The 17,293-nt window shown below is 72.5% G+C and carries 11 protein-coding genes; 8 read left to right on the forward strand and 3 right to left on the reverse strand.

What is annotated here, in order from left to right; translation table 11 throughout:
• Positions 1-99: 99 nt before the first annotated feature.
• Entirely contained in the window at positions 100-1,335 is a 1,236-nt protein-coding gene (locus AC4BDD_RS01850; RefSeq protein ID WP_490689185.1) for a hypothetical protein, read from the forward strand.
• 38 nt (positions 1,336-1,373) lie between these two features.
• Here the strand turns inward: AC4BDD_RS01850 and AC4BDD_RS01855 are convergent, their stop codons facing one another.
• On the reverse strand, positions 1,374-2,792 hold the full coding sequence (locus AC4BDD_RS01855; RefSeq protein WP_490689186.1) for an FAD-binding oxidoreductase: 1,419 nt from the start codon (positions 2,790-2,792) through the stop codon (positions 1,374-1,376).
• Between the two features lie 70 nt (positions 2,793-2,862).
• Here AC4BDD_RS01855 and AC4BDD_RS01860 point away from each other — a divergent pair, with 70 nt between their 5' ends.
• The 3 genes from AC4BDD_RS01860 (at position 2,863) to AC4BDD_RS01870 (ending at position 5,880) form a co-directional block, all read left to right on the forward strand.
• The gene (locus AC4BDD_RS01860; protein WP_490689187.1) at positions 2,863-3,780 is read left to right on the forward strand and encodes a LysR family transcriptional regulator; all 918 of its coding nucleotides are present in this window, start codon (positions 2,863-2,865) and stop codon (positions 3,778-3,780) included.
• Positions 3,781-3,891: 111 nt separating this feature from the next.
• On the forward strand, positions 3,892-4,491 hold the full coding sequence (locus tag AC4BDD_RS01865; protein ID WP_490689188.1) for a GNAT family N-acetyltransferase: 600 nt from the start codon (positions 3,892-3,894) through the stop codon (positions 4,489-4,491).
• A 216-nt stretch (positions 4,492-4,707) separates the two neighbouring features.
• Positions 4,708-5,880: an acyltransferase family protein gene (locus AC4BDD_RS01870; RefSeq protein ID WP_490689189.1), complete on the forward strand. Its 1,173-nt coding sequence runs from the start codon at positions 4,708-4,710 to the stop codon at positions 5,878-5,880.
• 30 nt (positions 5,881-5,910) lie between these two features.
• Here AC4BDD_RS01870 and AC4BDD_RS01875 read toward each other — a convergent pair whose 3' ends face one another.
• Entirely contained in the window at positions 5,911-7,059 is a 1,149-nt protein-coding gene (locus tag AC4BDD_RS01875; RefSeq protein ID WP_490689190.1) for a trypsin-like serine peptidase, read from the reverse strand.
• A gap of 341 nt (positions 7,060-7,400) precedes the next feature.
• Here AC4BDD_RS01875 and AC4BDD_RS01880 point away from each other — a divergent pair, with 341 nt between their 5' ends.
• Positions 7,401-9,755 carry a thiamine pyrophosphate-binding protein gene (locus AC4BDD_RS01880; protein ID WP_490689191.1) on the forward strand — a complete coding sequence of 785 codons (2,355 nt, stop codon included), beginning with the start codon at positions 7,401-7,403 and terminating at the stop codon, positions 9,753-9,755.
• Between the two features lie 98 nt (positions 9,756-9,853).
• Here AC4BDD_RS01880 and AC4BDD_RS01885 read toward each other — a convergent pair whose 3' ends face one another.
• Positions 9,854-12,904, reverse strand: a complete 3,051-nt coding sequence (locus AC4BDD_RS01885; RefSeq protein WP_490689192.1) for an NPCBM/NEW2 domain-containing protein — start codon at positions 12,902-12,904, stop codon at positions 9,854-9,856.
• 384 nt (positions 12,905-13,288) lie between these two features.
• On the opposite strand from AC4BDD_RS01885, the gene AC4BDD_RS01890 reads away from it, so the two are divergent.
• The 3 genes from AC4BDD_RS01890 to AC4BDD_RS01900 all read left to right on the forward strand — a co-directional run bounded on the left by AC4BDD_RS01890 (position 13,289) and on the right by AC4BDD_RS01900 (position 17,289).
• A complete protein-coding gene (locus AC4BDD_RS01890; protein ID WP_490689193.1) occupies positions 13,289-14,233 on the forward strand; it encodes a hypothetical protein in 945 nt (314 codons plus the stop codon).
• 201 nt (positions 14,234-14,434) lie between these two features.
• Entirely contained in the window at positions 14,435-15,781 is a 1,347-nt protein-coding gene (paaK, locus tag AC4BDD_RS01895; protein WP_490689194.1) for a phenylacetate--CoA ligase PaaK, read from the forward strand.
• 101 nt (positions 15,782-15,882) lie between these two features.
• Positions 15,883-17,289, forward strand: coding sequence for an NADP-dependent succinic semialdehyde dehydrogenase (locus AC4BDD_RS01900; protein ID WP_490689195.1), 1,407 nt, complete (start codon positions 15,883-15,885; stop codon positions 17,287-17,289).
• The last annotated feature ends 4 nt before the right edge of the window (positions 17,290-17,293 follow it).

The following is a 17,293-nucleotide window of genomic DNA, read 5'->3' on the forward strand; positions in this document are numbered from 1 at the left end:
CCGCCGGAACGATCGGGGGAACCGGAACCATCGCGGAAACCCGCTGACGGGGGCTCCCCGGCAGGTGGCCGATCGCGCGGGGCCGGTGCGCGGCGGATCGTGCGGAGCACCGTTTCGGCGGTGCTGATCGTCCTCGCGTGCGTTCTGACGCCGGTGGCCGTGCTGACGGTGTGGGTGCACGACATCGCCCTCGACACCGACCGGTACGTCAAGACGGTGTCCCCGCTGGCGACCGATCCGGCGATCGAGGACGCCGCGCGGAACCGGATCGTCCGCGCGGTCGACGTCCGGGCCGACGGCAAACGGGCGACCGACGAGATGGCCACCTGGCTGCGGTCGCAAGGCCTGCCGCCACACGCCGCCGACGCGGTCAGGGCCCTGGCCCCGCAAGTCGACGCGGCCGTCGACGCGGCCGCGGAGCGAGCGGCGAAGCGGTTCGTGGAGAGCGACCGGTTCGAAAGGGTGTGGACAGGCGCCAACCGGACCGCCCACGCGGCCGTCGTGCACGCCCTGACCGGAAAGGGCCGCGGCCCCGTCGGCGTCGAAGAGGGCACCGTCACCCTCGACGTCGGCACCGCCGTGGAAAACGTCAAGGAGGATCTCCAGGACGCCGGTGTGAAGCCAGCCGAGAAGATCCCGGACGTCGACAAGCAGATGGTCCTGTTCCAGTCCGACAAGCTCGATCAGATGCAGGACGCCGCGGACGCCCTGGACAAGGCCGGCACCTGGCTGCCCGCGCTGACCGCGCTGATCGGCGCGGCCGGGGTGCTCCTCGCCCACCACCGCAGACGCGCACTGGCGAAAGCCGCCCTGGGCGCCGCCGCGGGCTGTCTGATCGTCGCCATCGCCCTCGTCGTCGCCCGCCGCTACTACCTGGACCACCTGCCCGCGCAGGTGCAGTCCGAGGCCGCCGCCGCGGCGGTCTTCGACACGCTCCTGCACTTCCTGCGGGTCACGCTGCGCACCGTGATCGTGCTGGGCGTGGTCATCGCCCTCGGCGCGTACTTCGCCGGCCCGGGCAGGTTGCCGCGCGCGGTCCGGAGCGAGGCCGAGAGCACCGCCGACTCCGTCGCCGGGTGGGCCTACGTGCACGGTCTGCACACCGGCCGGGTCGGCACCTGGACGGCGGACCACCGACGGTGGCTCGTGCTCGGCGCCCTGCTGGTGGCGGCGGCGCTGTTCGCGCTGTGGAACCACCCCACCGCCTGGGCGGTGGTGCTGCTGGTGCTCGTCCTCCTCGCCGTACTGGCGTTGCTCACGCTGCTGGCGGCCACCGGCCGCCGGACCCGGGCCGCCAGGGCGTCCACCGCCACCGGCCCTCGGCCCGGCGGCTGACCGCAGGCGGCTTCACCCGTTCCGGCCGACCGGTCCTTTCAGGAGCCGCTACGGGCGGCGCGCGGGCGGATGTTGCGGTTGAAACGGAAGAGGTTCCGCGGGTCGTGGGCTGCCTTGAGGGCGGCCAGCCGGTCGTAGGTGGCGGCCCGGTAGCCGGTGCGGGTCTGCTCCTCGTCGGCCAGTCCGCCTTCGCCGTAGAGGAAGTTGAGGTGGTGACCGAGGCTGAAGGGCGCGAGCGCCTGGCGCACCAGGGTGTGGCGGTCGCGGATCTCCTCGGAGCCGCTGCCGCCGGCGCCGTGCATCGAGATGACGCGGACGACGAACTCCGCCTCCCGGTGGTCCACCGCGATTCCGCCCGGACCGGCGGTGCGCAGCGCGCCGCCGAGGTGCCGGATGTCGATGACGCAGGGGACGGGCGAGTCGGGCCCGGCGGTGGCGAGCAGCGAGCGCAGCGCCTCGGGGGTGAGCTCGCGCAGCATCGTGTTGGTGGCCGCGTAGGGGTGCGGGTCGTCGGGGTCGCTGTGGATGGTGTGGCACTCGGCGTACGGCAGGGTGCGCAGGTCGTCCTTGAGGCGCGCGCCGATCGCGCGGAGCGGGGCGACGAGGCGCTCCCCCTCTTCCGCCGGGCCGTTGTAGGCGAGGCGGATGGAGGCGATGTAGCGGCCGCGCATGGGGGCGGGGACCTGCGGGATGTCGGGGAGGCCGAGCAGGGTGACGGAGGAGGTCAGCTCGTCCGGGACCTCGGTGCTCCAGCGCCGCCAGGTCTCCAGTGCCTGCTCGACCAGCGGCGCGTCGAAGACCAGTTGGCCGCCGTAGAGCGTGCGGATGGGGAAGAGCGCGACCTCCAGGGCGGTGACGACGCCGAGGTTTCCGCCGCTGCCCAGCACCGCGCCGAACAGCTCGTCGCCCGGCTCCAGGCGGTGCGGCTGCCCGTCGGCGGTGACGATCTCGATGGCGCGCACATGGTCGGCGGCATAGCCGAACTGCCGGCCCAGCAGCCCGACTCCGCCGCCGAGGGTGTAGCCGACGACGCCGACGGAGGGCGAGGATCCGTTGAGCGGGGCCAGTCCGTGCGCGGCGGCGGCCTCGATCAGCGCGCCCGCCCGGACCCCGGCCGCGAGCCGGGCGCCGCGGGTCGTGGGGTCGATCCGCAGCTCGGTCATCCGCCGGGTGCTGATGAGCACTCCGCCCTCGGCCGCCACCGACAGTCCGTGCCCGGTCGCCTGCACGGCCACCGGCAGCCCGTGCCGCGCCGCGTAGCCGACCGCGCGCCGGACGTCCTCCGCGTCGGCCGCGCCGACGACGAGTGCGGGGCGGTGGGTGTAGGCGGTCTGGAAGCCGGAGACCTCCGTGTCGTAACCGGCGTCGCCGGGGCGGAAGACCGGGCCGGTGAAGGTCGGCAGGTCCGGCAGGGTCGGGCGGGCCTGGCGGGTCTGGTGCGTCGTGGTGTTCCCCATGTCTCCAGGGTGGTGCCGGCGCTGCCATAAGTCCAAGAGTTTGATCGTCTCGGCACTAGAATCATCAGTTATGGAGCTGAGGCAGTTGCGGTACTTCGTCGCCGTGGTCGAGGAGGCCAACTTCACCCGCGCCGCCGCCCGTCTGCATCTGGCGCAGCCCGGGGTGAGTGCCCAGATCCGGCAGTTGGAGCGGGAGCTCGGGCAGCCGCTGCTGGACCGCTCCGGCCGGTCGGTGACCCCGACCGAAGTGGGCGAGGCCGTGCTGCCGTACGCGCGGGCCGCGCTCGCCGCGGTGGCCGGGGTGCGGCAGACGGTGGAGGAGTTCACCGGGCTGATGCGCGGTCAGGTGACGATCGGGCTGGTCTCCGGGGCGGCCACCCACGACTTCGACGTCGTCTCGGTCCTGGCCGACTTCCACGACGACCACCCGGAGGTCGACATCGCGCTCACCGAGGACACCTCGGAGCGGATGCTCGGCGCGCTGCACCGCGGCGAACTCGACATCGCCATGGTGGGGCTCGGCGGCGGGGATCCGCTGCCGGGCGTCTCCCTCCAGATCGTCGTCGACCAGCCGCTGGTCGCCGCCGTGGCGCCGGGCGACCCCCTCCTGGGCCGCTTTGGCCGCGGCCGCGTGCCGCTCGCCGAGCTCCGCGACCGTCCGCTGATCAGCCTGCCCCGGGGCACCGGCCTGCGCGGGGTGCTCGACCGCGCCTGTGCCGAGGCGGGTTTCCGGCCGCGTATCGCCTTCGAGGCGGCAGCCCCGCCCGTCCTGGCCCAGTTGGCCGCCCGTGGCCTGGGCGTGGCCGTGCTCCCGGGGCTCGACGACGAGGAGGCGTCGGCCTTGGGGCTGCGGGCGCTGACGATCACCGACCCGCGGCCGCGCGGGCGGATCGCCCTGGCCTGGCGCACGGAGGGACCCGCCGGGCCCGCGGCCCGGGCCCTCCTGGACCGGCTGCGGAAGGCCTTCCCCGCTCACCCCGGCAGCTGATCGGAGCCGCCGCACGCACCCCGGACCGCGCCGCTGCCGGCAGATGTCGACCGGATGTCGGCTCGGGCAATCGCGTGCGGTCATCAGATCCGATGTGATACTCCCCCGGCTATGGACGATCTCCTGACAGCACGGCTCATACTGCATCCGATGAACGTCGCCGAGGCGACCCGAGTGGTGGCCGGCACGCCGGACGCCGGTGACCGATGGGCGCCCGGATATCCCGCCGAGGGTGATGTCAAAGGGGCCCAGGACTTCCTCGGCCACTGCGTCAGCACCGGAAATCCGCAGCCTTTCGGCAATTACGAGATCCGCCGCCGGGCAGACGGGATGGCGATCGGCGGACTCGGCTTCCACCGGCCCCCGGACGAGCACGGGGACGTCACCATCGGATACGCCCTGATACCGCAGGCCCGGGGCAAGGGATATGCCACCGAGGCGCTCCGCGCACTCCTGGCCCTCGCACGGTCACATGGCGTCAGGCGCGTCAAGGGTGACGCCGATCACGACAACATCGCCTCCCAGCGCGTCATGGCGGCGGCCGGAATGCGGCTGGTCGCCGAGGAGGAGGGCGGCGAAATGGGCGTCCCCGCTGCCGGAGGCTTGGGGAAGGTGGTGTACTACGAGATCGCCTGGACCGGCGCCACGCCGGCCGCGGACACCCCGGCGAGCCCGGCGACTGGGGCCGACGCGAGGTCCGCCGGCGAGTGAGACGCCATTGACCTGCGCAGCTGAGGCAACCCCGGACCGCACTTCTGCCATCCCCTCACACGTCAGGGCGGCGACTGCACGCCACTCACCCGGTCCTGCGAAGGGGGACGACTGATGCGACTCGCCGGCCGAGGCGACCGCGACCAAGGGGCGCACCTCCGGCGATCGGAGTCCAGACTCTACGTTCTGGACGGACTCCGTCTTCTCGCGGCCCTCATGGTCGTGGGGTTCCACTATGTCGCCTTGTACGGCGGCTGGGGCCACAATCCCCGGACGATATTCCCCACCCTGCACGAATTCCTGCAATACGGCTGGCTGGGTGTCGAGGTCTTCTTCCTCATCAGCGGATTCGTCATCTGCATGAGCGCCTGGGGACGGACGCTTGGCGATTTCGTGGTGTCCCGGATCTCCCGGATCTATCCCGCCTACTGGGTCGCGGTGCTGCTGACCGCCGGGGTCGTGGCGCTGTGGCCGCAAGTGCGCACCGTGGCGGGCTGGGACGAGGTGTTCACCAATCTCACCATGCTCCAGCAGGGCCTTGGCGTCTCGGATGTCGACGGTGTCTACTGGACGCTTTTCGCCGAGCTGAAGTTCTATGCGCTGTTCGCGATCGTGGTGGCCACCGGGGTCACCTACCGTAAATGCGTGGTGTTCTGCGGGATCTGGACGGCGGCCTCGGCCATCGCGCCCACCGCGGACAACAGCCTGCTCTCCATGGCGGCGATGCCGCTGTTCTCTCCGTATTTCGTCGCCGGAATCGCCTTCTATCTGATGCGCCGCTACCGGCCGACCGCGCTGCTGTGGGGCCTGGTGCTGGTCTCGCTGCTGCTGGCCGAGCACCATCTCGGCAAGCGGATCGCCGACAACCTCACCAACGCCAACGAGCCGGTTCCGCAGTGGCCGGCCCATGTACTGGTGGTCGTGGCCTTCGCCGTCATGGCCCTGATCGCCCTGGGCAGCTTCGACTCGGTGCGCTGGCGCTGGCTCGCCACGGCCGGTGCCCTGACGTATCCGCTCTACCTGGTGCACCAGTACGTCGGGCTGACGCTCATCCACGGGCTGCGGGACCGGCTCCCGGCGCCGCTGCTCGTGGTGGGCACCATCGCGGTGATGATGGTGGCCGCCTGGCTTCTGCACCGCTGTGTGGAGCGCCCGCTGGGCGCCTGGCTGCGGCAGGCGCTGCGGCGGGGCGTGGAGGACATGCGGCGGTTCTCGGTGCCGGACGAGCCGGGCCCGGACGCGTCGCGGCGTCCGGGACCGGGAACGGGAGCGGGCCCGGGGAAGGGCGCCACCGCGGCGGGTCCGGACGCCGCCGGGGAGCCGGATGCCGCGCGGGAGGCTGTCGCGGCCGGCGCCGCCCTCCCCCGGTCTCCGGCCGGGGGCGCCTGACCGGGCGGCCCGTGCGGCGGTGAGCGGGCGTCAGGTCGCCTGTGCCTGCTGGTAGAGGTTCTTGGCCTCGTCCCCGAAGTACGGGCCGAACATCCGGTTCGGCAGGAAGTTGTAGCCGAAGCTGTTCACGGAGCTCTGCAGTCCGGTGCCGGTGGCTTCGTCGAAGGAGGCGAACCAGGGGCCGCCGCTGGAGCCGCCGGTCATGTTGCAGGCCATGCCGTGGTCCTTGGAGAGCAGGAAGTCCTTCGAGGTGTTGCCACTGCAGTAGATGAGCTTGCTGCCGTCGTACGGGGAGGCGGCGGGGAAGCCGAAGGCGTACATGGGCTTGTTGTAGCCGCCGTTGAACTGCAGGCCCTGCGCCCCGACGACCTCGGTGAGCTTCTGCCCGCCCTGCGGGTTGACCACCGCGGCGCCGACGTCGTAGTTGATGTCCTCGCTCGCCACCCACTGCGGGGTGGAGAGGGTCTTGGACGCCGTCCAGGTGCCGTACGGGGTCTGCCCGTCGTGGTAGCCGGGGACGAAGACCCAGTTGGTGTGCCAGTTGCCCTGGTACTTGACGCAGTGCCCGGCGGTGATCACCGTGCTGGCGTTCTGGCTGGTGACGGCGTTGCCCGAGCAGGAGGCGGTGCGGCCGTCGAAGGTGAAGAAGACCCGGCCGGAGGTCTTGACGACGGCGCCGCCACCCGTCCAGGCTCCCCCGGCCTGCGGGAAGGAGGCGATGCCCAGCGAGGGGCTGGTGGGCGCGACGGTGGTCGGCCGGGCACCGGGTCTAGGGGGTGTCCGATGGGTCGCCGTGGGAGAAGGAGCGGCGTCTGGTGCCTGCGATCGCAAGGCGGAGGAGGGAGTCCATGCGGAGCATCGGCGACTGACGACAACGCCGCGAGCGTGGGTGCCAGGCGTCGCGACGCCGCGGAGACCCGTCGGACACCCCCTAGGGGCCGGCGCGGTGGTGGGCACCGGAACGCGCAGGTCGAGCGGTGTCGCCGAGCGCATCCGTTCGGGCGTCCAGAAGTCGATGACCTGCCGTTGCTCGGCGGCCGACACGGCGGCGGTGCGGGAGACCGCCGCGGCTGCCGGCGGTGCCGGGTCGGCCTGGGCGGTCGCGGCCTGCATGCCCGCGGTGAGCAGGGTGCCGGCGGCCAGCAGGGTGCCGACGACGGTACGGCGGATTCGTCTCACGCGTACTCCTTCTGCCAAGGCCGCGCGCGGTGGTGCGCGGGCCGCGTGGGGGCCGGGCCGCGCTGCCGGGGCCCGGGCAGATGAGTGGTGCGGATGCCAGGTGCGTCAGGCAGGGTGCCACGAGAAGCCCTGCTTTGACAGGGGCGTGTCACAACCGATCGGAGGCACGCCGCCCCTCGCGCACGCCCCGGGCCGGCACCTGGGCACAGCGCCCTCACCCCCCGGCCCGGGCGGCGACGGACGGAACATTCCGCCCATATATCCCGGATGCTCTTGTGCGCATGGAGGGACCGTGCTGTCCTCGTACGCGATATCTGCCTACGAGGAGGAAAAATCCGTCCATGACCAGCGCAATCCCCCTCAGGCAGCAGCCGGACGCCGGGCCGTTCGACACCCGGGTTGATTTCGGCACCCTGGCCGATCTGGAGCAGCGCGTGCTGTGGCTGTCCAGCGCGATCGTCCACCACGCCAACCGGGTGCGTCCCAACCCCTCGGGCCTGAAGGTCGGCGGGCATCAGGCGTCGTCCGCCTCGATGGTGTCGATCATGTCCACGCTGTGGTTCCGGCATCTGCGCCCGGAGGACCGGGTCTCGGTCAAGCCGCACGCCTCACCGGTGCTGCATGCGATCAACTACCTGCTCGGCACGTTGGACGAGTCGTATCTGACGACGCTGCGCGCGTTCGGTGGGCTGCAGAGCTACCCGAGCCGGTCGAAGGACCCTGATCCGGTCGACTACTCCACCGGGTCGGTGGGGATCGGGGCCACCGCCACCATCTGGGGCGCGCTGGCCCGCCGCTATGTGGAGAACACCACCGGCACCGGGACCGGGGGCCGCGGACGGCAGTACGCGCTGGTGGGGGACGCCGAGCTCGACGAGGGTGCGGTGTGGGAGGCGGTCCTGGACCCGGCCGTGACCGACCTCGGCGAGATCGTGTGGATCGTCGACCTGAACCGCCAGTCGCTGGACCGGGTGGTGCCGCACATGGCCGCCGACCGGTTGCAGGGGATGTTCGGCGCGGCGGGCTGGCAGGTGCTCACCCTCAAGTACGGCCGGCTGCTGGAGGAGTTGTTCGCCCGGCCCGGCGGCGAGGAGTTGCGGGCCCGCATCGACGCCATGCCGAACCCGGAGTACCAGCGTCTGCTGCGCTGCCCGGCGGACGAGCTGCGGCGGCGGCTGCCCGGTGCGGGACCGGGGGCCGAGCCGATCGCCCGCCTGGTCGCGGAGGTGGACGACGCGGCACTGGTGGCCGCGATCCGCAATCTGGGCGGTCATGACCTGGCCGCGCTCGATAGCGCCTTCGCCGCCATCGACGACAGCCGCCCGACGGTGATCTTCGCGTACACCGTCAAGGGGTACCGCCTGCCGACCCAAGGCCACCCGCAGAACCACTCCTCTCTTCTGACGGCGGATCAGATGGAGGAGCTGGCCGACCACCTCGGGGCCGACCCGGCGGATCCCTGGGCCCGCTTCCCCGAGGGCTCGGCGGCCGGTGTGATGTGCGCGAAGACCGCGGCGCGGCTGCGCCGGCCGGATCAGCCGGCCACCGCGCCGCCCGCCCTGCCGGTCGACATCGGCCGGACCCCGACCGGAGTGGCCACCACCCAGGCCGCCCTGGGCCGCGCCCTGCTCGACCTGACGCGCGAGGCGCCGGCCGCCGCCCGCCGGGTGGTGACGGTCTCCCCGGACGTCAGCTCCTCGACGAACCTCGGCGGCTGGGTGAACAAGGTCGGGGTCTGGTCGACCGCCGAGCGGGTCGACTGGTTCGCCGACGACGCCGAGACCATCCTGCACTGGCGGGAGAAGCCCTCCGGCCAGCACGTCGAACTGGGCATCGCGGAGACCAACCTGGTCGGGCTGCTGGGCGAACTCGGCGCGACCTGGAGCCGCTGGGGCGAGCCGCTGCTGCCGATCGGCGTGCTGTACGACCCGTTCGTCCAGCGGGCGCTGGAGCCGTGGTCCTTCGGCATCTACGCCGGCGGCCAGTCGATCCTGGTGGGCACGCCCTCCGGGGTGACGCTGGCCCCGGAGGGCGGCGCGCACCAGTCGATCACCACCCCCTCGCTCGGCATCGAACAACCGGGGTGCGTCACCTACGAGCCGGCGTTCGCCATCGACGTCGAATGGACGCTGCTGGCCGCCCTGGCCCGGCTCGGCAGGCCCGGTGGCAGCTCCGCCTATCTGCGGCTGTCCACCCGGCCCGTCGACCAGGCCCTGGCCGCCGTCCCGGTCGATCCGGCGGCCCGGGAGCGCCGACGCCGCCAGGTCGTCGCGGGCGCGTACTTCCTGCGGCGCAGCGCGCGGCCGCAGGTCACCATCGCGGCGATGGGCGCCATGGTGACCGAGGCGCTGGCCGCCGCCGACCAGCTGGCGGACACCGGCATCGCGGCCGATGTGGTCTGCGTGACCAGCCCCGGCCTGCTCTACCAGGCACTCCGGGCACGGCACGGGCAGGCGGAGGGCGGCAGCTGGATCCTCGACCAGGTCTTCCCGGCGTCCCGGGCCACCCCGCTGGTCACCGTCCTGGACGGACACCCGCACACCCTGGCGTTCCTCGCCACCATCCACCAGGTGCCCAGCCGGGCGCTGGGGGTGACCCGGTTCGGCCAGTCCGGCTCGCTGGAGGAGGTCTACCGCCACCACGAGATCGACACCGGCAGCATCGTCCGCGCCGCACTCGACCTGACGGAGTGCTGACCGGCCGCGGAAGTGGCCGCCGCGCGGCTGCCGGTCGCGTGTGACCGTGGCACCCGGCCGGAGGCGTAAGGCCACGCCTCCGGCCGGGTGAGGGGCTGTCAGGCGCAGTGGAAGCGGGCCGCGGCCCAGTCGCCGTGGTCGCCGTTCCTGGTGCCGTTGGTGTCCTTGATCCTCAGGCGGACGTGGCGTGCCCCGTCGAGCGGGACGTCGACCGGCACGGTGTCCGAGGCACCGGTCAGCTTGGGCGAGGTCCACAGGGTCCTGCCGTCGGCCTCGACCGAGAACGCCGCCTCGCCGCGGCCGGCGACCTCGTCGTCGATCCCGGCGTCGGCGGTGAAGGCGGTGCACCGGCCACCGAGGTAGACCTCGATGTCCGATTCGGCGTGGGCCCCGATGCCCTTGTCGTAGGTCTTCCCGGCCAGGGTGAGTCGGTGACCGTCAGCGGCCGCCGACTCGCCGTTGCTGCGGTCGCGTTCGGCCGGGCCCCAGCCGTTGGCCTCGTTCAGCCAGGTCAGATCGCTCGCCCAGGTGTCGGCCGTGGGGGCCGGGGGGACGGTCGGCACGCCCAGCCGCAGGGCCGTGGTGCGCCGGGCGCCCGCGGCCCGGTAGTCGGCGGTGGCGGTCAGCACGGTCTCCCCGGCCTTCGCGCCGGTGGGCGGGGTGACCTGGAAGGTGAGCCGTTCGGTGGCGCCCGGGGCGAGCGGGCCGGTCTGCCGCGGCGGGGAGACCCGCCAGCCGTCGGGGGCGGCCAGGGTCACCGTGGCTCCGGCGGCTCCGGTGCTCCCGGCGGTCAGGTCCACCGACACCTGGCCCGTCTCGCCGGCGCTCAGCTCGCCGGGTTCCGGTCCGCTCAAGGAGGCGGCCGCGCCCGGTGTCCTGCCGCCGACGGCGGCGGCGCCGTTCAGCACGAGCTGGAATCCCCGCGCGGTGGACTGCGCGGAGGTCTTGACCCGGATCACGCCGCCGCGGTCACCGGCGTCGTACCACCAGCCCTCCTCGGCGGCGGCGAACGCCTTCCGGCCCTCGAGCCGCGGCAGCTTCCGGCCGTCGAGTTCGACCGAGCGCGCCGGGTCGCCGGTGTGCACGGTGAACTCGTACGGTCGGGCGGCCGGTTTGCCGCGGTAGGCGCCCTGGCTCGCGCCGACGTCCAGGGTCACCCGGCCCGCCCCGGCGTCGGGAGCGGAGACCGAGACCCGCTGCCGGCCGTACGCCCCGGCGCGGTGTTCGCGGGTGACGCCGTCGTCCTCGTAGAGGGTGAAGGACGACCGGCCCTGCGGGTAGACGTCCCAGGCGATCGGGGAGTCCGCGGTGCGGTCGGTGTACGACCTGATGCCGGGCCACATCGGTATGGTCGCGCCCGCCTTGACGAAGAGCGGCAGGGTGTCCAGCGGGGCCTGGTAGCCGTCGATCGTCGTGGGGCCCCGGTACACGCGCCCGGACCAGTAGTCGATCCAGGTGCCCTTCGGCAGGTAGATGCCGTCCCGGACGCTGGTGTCCGCGTAGACCGGGGCGACCAGGAAGTCCTCGCCGGAGAGGAACTCGTACTTCGCCGCGTCCGTGGCCGCCTTGGGGTCCGAGGGGTATTCCAGGGCGAGCGGGCGGACCGGGCCGACGCCGGTGCGGTGCGCCTCGGCCGCGTAGGAGTACGTGTACGGCAGCAGCGACTCCTTGAGCTTCAGGTACTTGCGGTTGATCGAGGTGTAGGGCTCCCCGCGCCGCCAGGGCTGCTTGTCGCTGGGCGCCCAGCCGTCCATGGTCATGATGGTGGGCAGGAAGGACTTCCACTGCAGGTCGCGGGTGTACGTCTTGGCGCTGCCGCCGAAGATGCCGTCGATGTCACCGGAGGTGTAGGCCAGGCCCGACATGGTGGCGCCCGCGTAGGTGGGGATCTGCCAGCGGATGTAGTCCCAGGTGCCGGCCTGGTCGCCGCTCCACTGCACCCCGCAGCGCTGCGCGCCGGACCAGCTCTCCGGGGCCCAGGTGAACCCGCGGGCGTCGCTGTTGTCCTCGATGCCCTGGTAGGCGGCCTTGCATCCGTCGAGGGCGAACTTGTATCCCTCGCCGACCCAGGCGACGTCCAGCTTCGCCACCCGCTGTCCGGCCTTGACCTGGTCGGCGAGCTTGTCCAGGCCGTCCTCGGTCCACAGGCCCAGCTGGGTACCGCGCTCGCGCAGTCCGGTCCCGGCCTCGGCGAGGTTCTCATAACCGCAGCCGTAGCCGTCGTTCACCAGCATCCAGCCGAGCGGCAGATCGTGCTCGACATAGCCGTCGGCGATCTTCAGGGCGTCCAGGGTGTGGCGCTCGCCGCGGTTGGCGTTGTGCAGGTAGCAGTCGGCGTCGCCGGGCTCCAGTCCGTAGATCGGGGGCAGGAACGGCCGTCCGGTCAGCTCGGTGTACCGGCCGATGACGTCCTTGGGTCCGGCGCCCGCGACGTAGTAGGCGTCGAAGCGGTTCTCCTCCTGGGTGGTGGTCACCGGGTCGGCGAAGGCATAGGTGCCGGGTGTGTAGGTGTTGCGGTAGACGCCGTATCCGGCGCTGGAGAGGTAGAAGGGGACGGAGTTGGGGTGGCCGCCCTCGTCCCAGTTGTAGTCCACGCCGACCTCGACGGTGCGGCCCCGGTGGGAGAAGGAGCCGTTCTGCATCCCGGCGCCGAAGAACTGCTCCTCGGCGCCGCGGGCCAGGGTCTGGGTGGTCTTCTTTCCCGTCCAGGAGATGCCCTGGGTCTCCTCCCACAGCCGGGTGCCGTCGGCCCGGTGGAGGGCGAAGCGCAGCGGCTTCTTGTAGGCGCGGAGCACGACGCCCGAGGTCGACATCTCGAAGCGGTCGCCGGCGTCGCGCCAGGAGGTGGCCGGTGGCCGGCCCTGAGGCAGGACGATGTCGTGGCCGACCGGGTCGGTGAACTCCCCGTCCGGGGCGAGTTCCAGCCGGAAGGTCTCGGCGGAGACGAAGCTCACCCGCGCCTTCGTCCTGCCGGCGGTGAGCGTGTAGACCGCGCCCTCGGCGCGGAAGTCGGTGATGTCGCCGACGGTCTGGGCGGGCGCCGCGCGCTCCTCGGTGCCGTGTCGCGGCTCGTCGGCGCCGGCGGAGGAGGCCGCCGGGCCGAGGAGCGCCGCCAACAGGGCCACGGCGGCCAGGACCGCGACCGCCACCGGTGAGCGGGGTGTGAAACGTCTCGAGACAAGGTCTTGCCGTAATCCGTGCACATCGACCTCCCAGCTCCACTGCGGGGCGGGCCACGGGGACGGCGCGTCCCGCGGACGCGGGCGGCGCGGCCCACCCTCCTCAAGGGTCGGGCCCAAGCATCCTCAGCGGCGCGCGTTTGTGCAATAAAGCGGCAGACTTCAGTCAACATCTTGCACGGGATGCGGCCTTCGACCGTCGGCGCGTCGGAGGCCCGACAGATCGCCACTGGTCCGGACCTGTGAAAGGCGCTGGTCTCAATATACGGTCGGGTAGGTCGCGGTTTGCTCAAGACTGGAGCGGAACGGCCACATGATCTCCACACGACGCGATCTGGCTCCTACGCTCCCGCCATGCCGCTCTTTGGAAGTCGCCGGAGCGCCGCCCCGCGCCTGGCACCAGAACTCGACGACACCGGACTCACCAGAGTCCTCAGCCAGCTGCAGGCCCCGCCCACCCCGGGGCTGCTGGACCTGCACATCGGGCAGCTGGAGCAGGTGATCAAGGGGGCGGGTGCCGACTGGGACCGGAAGGCCCACCGGATGTCGGTGCTGACCGGCACCGCGTCCGCGGCGAACCTGGGGCACGCCTGGGTGCAGCGCCGCCCGGACAGCGCCGACGCTCTGACATTCCGGGCCTGGGCGGTCCTGGAGCGGGGCCGCCGGTCCGGAACCGTGCCGGACGAGCGGGAAGCCGTCGACCACTGCTACCGCGCGGCGGAGCTGCGCCCGGAGGACCCCACGCCGTGGGTGGTTCTGCTGGGCCTGCTGCGACTGCTGCGCTCCCCCTCCCGCGAGGTGTTCCCGGTCTTCCGCGAGGCGACCGCGCGGGACGCCTGGAACCGCGAGGCGTACCTGCAGATGCTGGGGTACCTCTCGCCCGAGGAGTGCGGCTCGCGGGTGCAGGTGCTCGACTTCGTCGACACCGTGCGCTCCCGGATGCCCGCCTCGGCCCCGGCCGTGGGCCTGGAGCTGACGGCGACGGTCCACGCGCACCACCGGACCATCCGGGACGGCGGCATCAACGCGCTGCTGGCGGGCCAGCAGTGGGCCCATCCGCCCGCGTCGACCGCCCTGGACAACGCCTTCCGGAACTGGACGCAGCCGGGGTTCCTGCACCACGCGGCCGCCCTGGCCGATCTCAACGTGCTGGCGTACGTCCTGGTCCACGCCAACCGGACGCCGGACGCCGGGCAGGTCTTCCGGATGATCGAGGGCAAGGTGACGGCGTGGCCGTGGCGGCTGGACGGCGATCCGATAGAGCAGTACAAGCACTGGCGGTCGCGCGCGCTGCGCTAGGCGGTGTCCGATGGGTCGCCGTGGACGCCGCGTAGAGCCATCGGACACCCCCCAGGGCTGTCCGGTGGGGCGCCGCGGCGGTGTCGCGGCGCCCCACCGGCCACCCACCGGACATCGCCTGAGTGCCTTGACACGGCCGAGAGGTGGTGGGTTGACTGCGCCTGAACGTTAACCGAATGTTCGGTCGGCAGGAGGCGCGTCATGAGCAGCGGTCCCGACCCGTCGGCGCGGCCCGGCCCCCGGCTGGGCGGCGCTCCCCCGGCCGGTCTGCTGGACGCCGCGGAGCGGCTGAGCCGCGAGGAGCTGCGGGACCTCCAGCTCACCCGGGTGCGGGCGACGCTGCGGCACGCCTATGACCATGTCGAGCTCTACCGGCGGAAGTTCGACGCGGCCGGGCTGACCCCGGGAGACTGCCGGACACTGGCCGACCTGGCCCGCTTCCCCTTCACCACCAAGGCCGACCTGCGCGACACCTATCCGTACGGCATGTTCGCCGTCCCCATGGAGCAGGTGCGCCGGGTGCACGCCTCCAGCGGCACCACCGGCCGCCCGACGGTGGTCGGCTACACCGAGAACGACCTGTCCATGTGGGCCGACGTGGTCGCGCGCTCCATCCGGGCGGCCGGGGGCCGGCCGGGCCACAAGGTGCACGTCTCCTACGGCTACGGCCTGTTCACCGGGGGGCTGGGCGCGCACTACGGCGCGGAGCGGGCGGGCTGCACCGTGATCCCCGCCTCCGGCGGGATGACGGCCCGCCAGGTCCAGCTCATCCAGGACTTCCGGCCCGAGATCATCATGGTCACCCCGTCCTACATGCTGACGCTGCTGGACGAGTTCGAACGCCAGGGCATCGACCCGCGGGGCACCTCCCTGCGGATCGGCATCTTCGGCGCCGAGCCGTGGACCGAGGGGATGCGGCGCGAGATCGAGGAACGCCTCGACATCCACGCGGTGGACATATACGGCCTGTCGGAGGTCATCGGCCCCGGAGTGGCCCAGGAGTGCGTGGAGACGAAGGACGGTCCGCACATCTGGGAGGACCACTTCTACCCGGAGATCGTGGACCCGGTCACCGACGAGGTGCTGGACCAGGGGCGAAGCGGCGAGCTGGTCTTCACCTCGCTCACCAAGGAGGCGCTGCCCGTCATCCGCTACCGCACGCGCGATCTGACCCGGCTGCTGCCCGGCACCGCCCGGCCCGCCTTCCGCCGGATGGAGAAGGTCACCGGGCGCTGCGACGACATGATCATCCTTCGCGGGGTCAACCTCTTCCCCAGCCAGGTGGAGGAGATCGTGCTGCGCACCCCGGGCGTGGCCCCGCACTTCCAGCTGGTGCTCACCCGGCAGGGCCGGATGGACCGGATGACGGTGCGGGCCGAGGCGCGGCCCGGGGCCGGTCCGCAGACGCGCCAGGCAGCGGCCGCGGCCATCGCCAAGGGGCTCAAGGACGGTGTCGGGCTGACCGTCGGGGTCGAGGTCGTCGACCCCGAGACGCTGGAGCGTTCGGTGGGGAAGATCCGGCGGATCGTCGACCTGCGCTCGCGGTGAGGCAGCGTTCGCGTTGCGGGGCCGGGCGGCCGGCGGCAAGGTCGGATATCGAAGGACGTGAGCCGGGTCCGGCAGTAGCTGCGAGGAAGGCAGGAGGCGGTATGCCCATCGCCACGGTGAACCCCGCGACCGGTGAGACGCTCCAGACGTTCGACCCGCTGGGTCCCGAGGGGATCGAGGTGCGGCTGGCCGCGGCCGAGGAGGCCTTCCGGCGGTATCGCGAAACAGGGTTCGCGGAGCGGGCACGGCTGCTGGAGCGGGCCGCCGAGCTGCTCGATGCGGACCAGGAGAGCGTCGCCCGCACGATGACCACGGAGATGGGCAAGCCGCTGGCGGCGGCGCGCGCGGAGGCGGCCAAGTGCGCGAAGGCGATGCGCTGGTACGCCGGCCGGGCCGAGGAGCTGCTCTTCGACGAGCGGCCCGCGGAGGGCGATGTGCGGGACTCCGGTGCGAGCGCGGCCCGGGTCGTCTACCGCCCGCTGGGCGTGGTGCTGGCCGTGATGCCGTGGAACTTCCCGCTCTGGCAGGTGGTCCGGTTCGCGGCACCGGCCCTGATGGCGGGCAATGTGGGGCTGCTCAAGCACGCGTCGAACGTGCCGCGTACCGCGCTCTACCTGGAGGAGCTGTTCCGCCGGGCGGGCTACCCGCGGGGCTGCTTCCAGACGCTGCTGGTGGGATCGGACGCGGTCGAGGGCATTCTGCGCGACCCCCGGGTGGCCGCCGCGACGCTCACCGGCAGCGAGCCGGCCGGCCGGTCGGTGGCCTCCATCGCCGGTGACGAGGTCAAGAAGACCGTGCTGGAGCTGGGCGGCAGCGATCCGTTCGTGGTGATGCCGTCGGCCGACGTCGAGCGGGCGGCGCGGGTCGCGGTGACCGCGCGGACGCAGAACAACGGCCAGTCGTGCATCGCGGCCAAGCGCTTCATCGCGCACCGCGACGTCTACGAGGAGTTCGCCGCCCGCTTCACCGAGGGGATGGCCGCTCTCACGGTCGGTGATCCGATGGCGGAGTCCACCGATGTCGGGCCGCTCTCCACCGAGCGGGGGCGGGCCGATCTGGAGGAGCTGGTCCAGGACGCGGTGCGGCAGGGGGCCCGGACGCTGTGCGGCGGGCGGCGGCCCGAGGGGCAGCCGCGCGGCTGGTACTACGAGCCGACGGTCCTCGCCGAGGTGACGCCGCGGATGCGCATCCATCGCGAGGAGGCGTTCGGCCCGGTGGCCACGGTCTACCGGGTGGAGGGGCTGGACGAGGCGGTCGCGCTGGCCAATGACACCCCGTTCGGTCTGAGCGCCAACGTGTGGACGCGGGACGGGGCGGAGCAGGACCGGTTCGTTAAGGACGTGCAGTCCGGCGGGGTCTTCTTCAACGGGATGACCGCCTCGCATCCGGCGTTCCCGTTCGGCGGGGTGAAGCGCTCCGGGTACGGGCGCGAGCTGTCCGGCCACGGGATCCGGGAGTTCTGCAACGCCACCACCGTCTGGTACGGCGCGGAGCCGGGCGAGGAGTAGCGGC

The sequence above is a fragment of the Streptomyces sp. JLBT605 genome (assembly GCF_058215555.1).

Coding starts and splice junctions, on each gene's coding strand:
- AC4BDD_RS01855 (WP_490689186.1), bottom strand. CDS start 2,792: ATGGGGAACACCACGACGCACCAGACCCGCCAGGCCCGCCCGACCCTG.
- AC4BDD_RS01860 (WP_490689187.1), top strand. CDS start 2,863: ATGGAGCTGAGGCAGTTGCGGTACTTCGTCGCCGTGGTCGAGGAGGCC.
- AC4BDD_RS01865 (WP_490689188.1), top strand. CDS start 3,892: ATGGACGATCTCCTGACAGCACGGCTCATACTGCATCCGATGAACGTC.
- AC4BDD_RS01870 (WP_490689189.1), top strand. CDS start 4,708: ATGGTCGTGGGGTTCCACTATGTCGCCTTGTACGGCGGCTGGGGCCAC.
- AC4BDD_RS01880 (WP_490689191.1), top strand. CDS start 7,401: ATGACCAGCGCAATCCCCCTCAGGCAGCAGCCGGACGCCGGGCCGTTC.
- AC4BDD_RS01890 (WP_490689193.1), top strand. CDS start 13,289: ATGCCGCTCTTTGGAAGTCGCCGGAGCGCCGCCCCGCGCCTGGCACCA.
- paaK (WP_490689194.1), top strand. CDS start 14,435: ATGAGCAGCGGTCCCGACCCGTCGGCGCGGCCCGGCCCCCGGCTGGGC.
- AC4BDD_RS01900 (WP_490689195.1), top strand. CDS start 15,883: ATGCCCATCGCCACGGTGAACCCCGCGACCGGTGAGACGCTCCAGACG.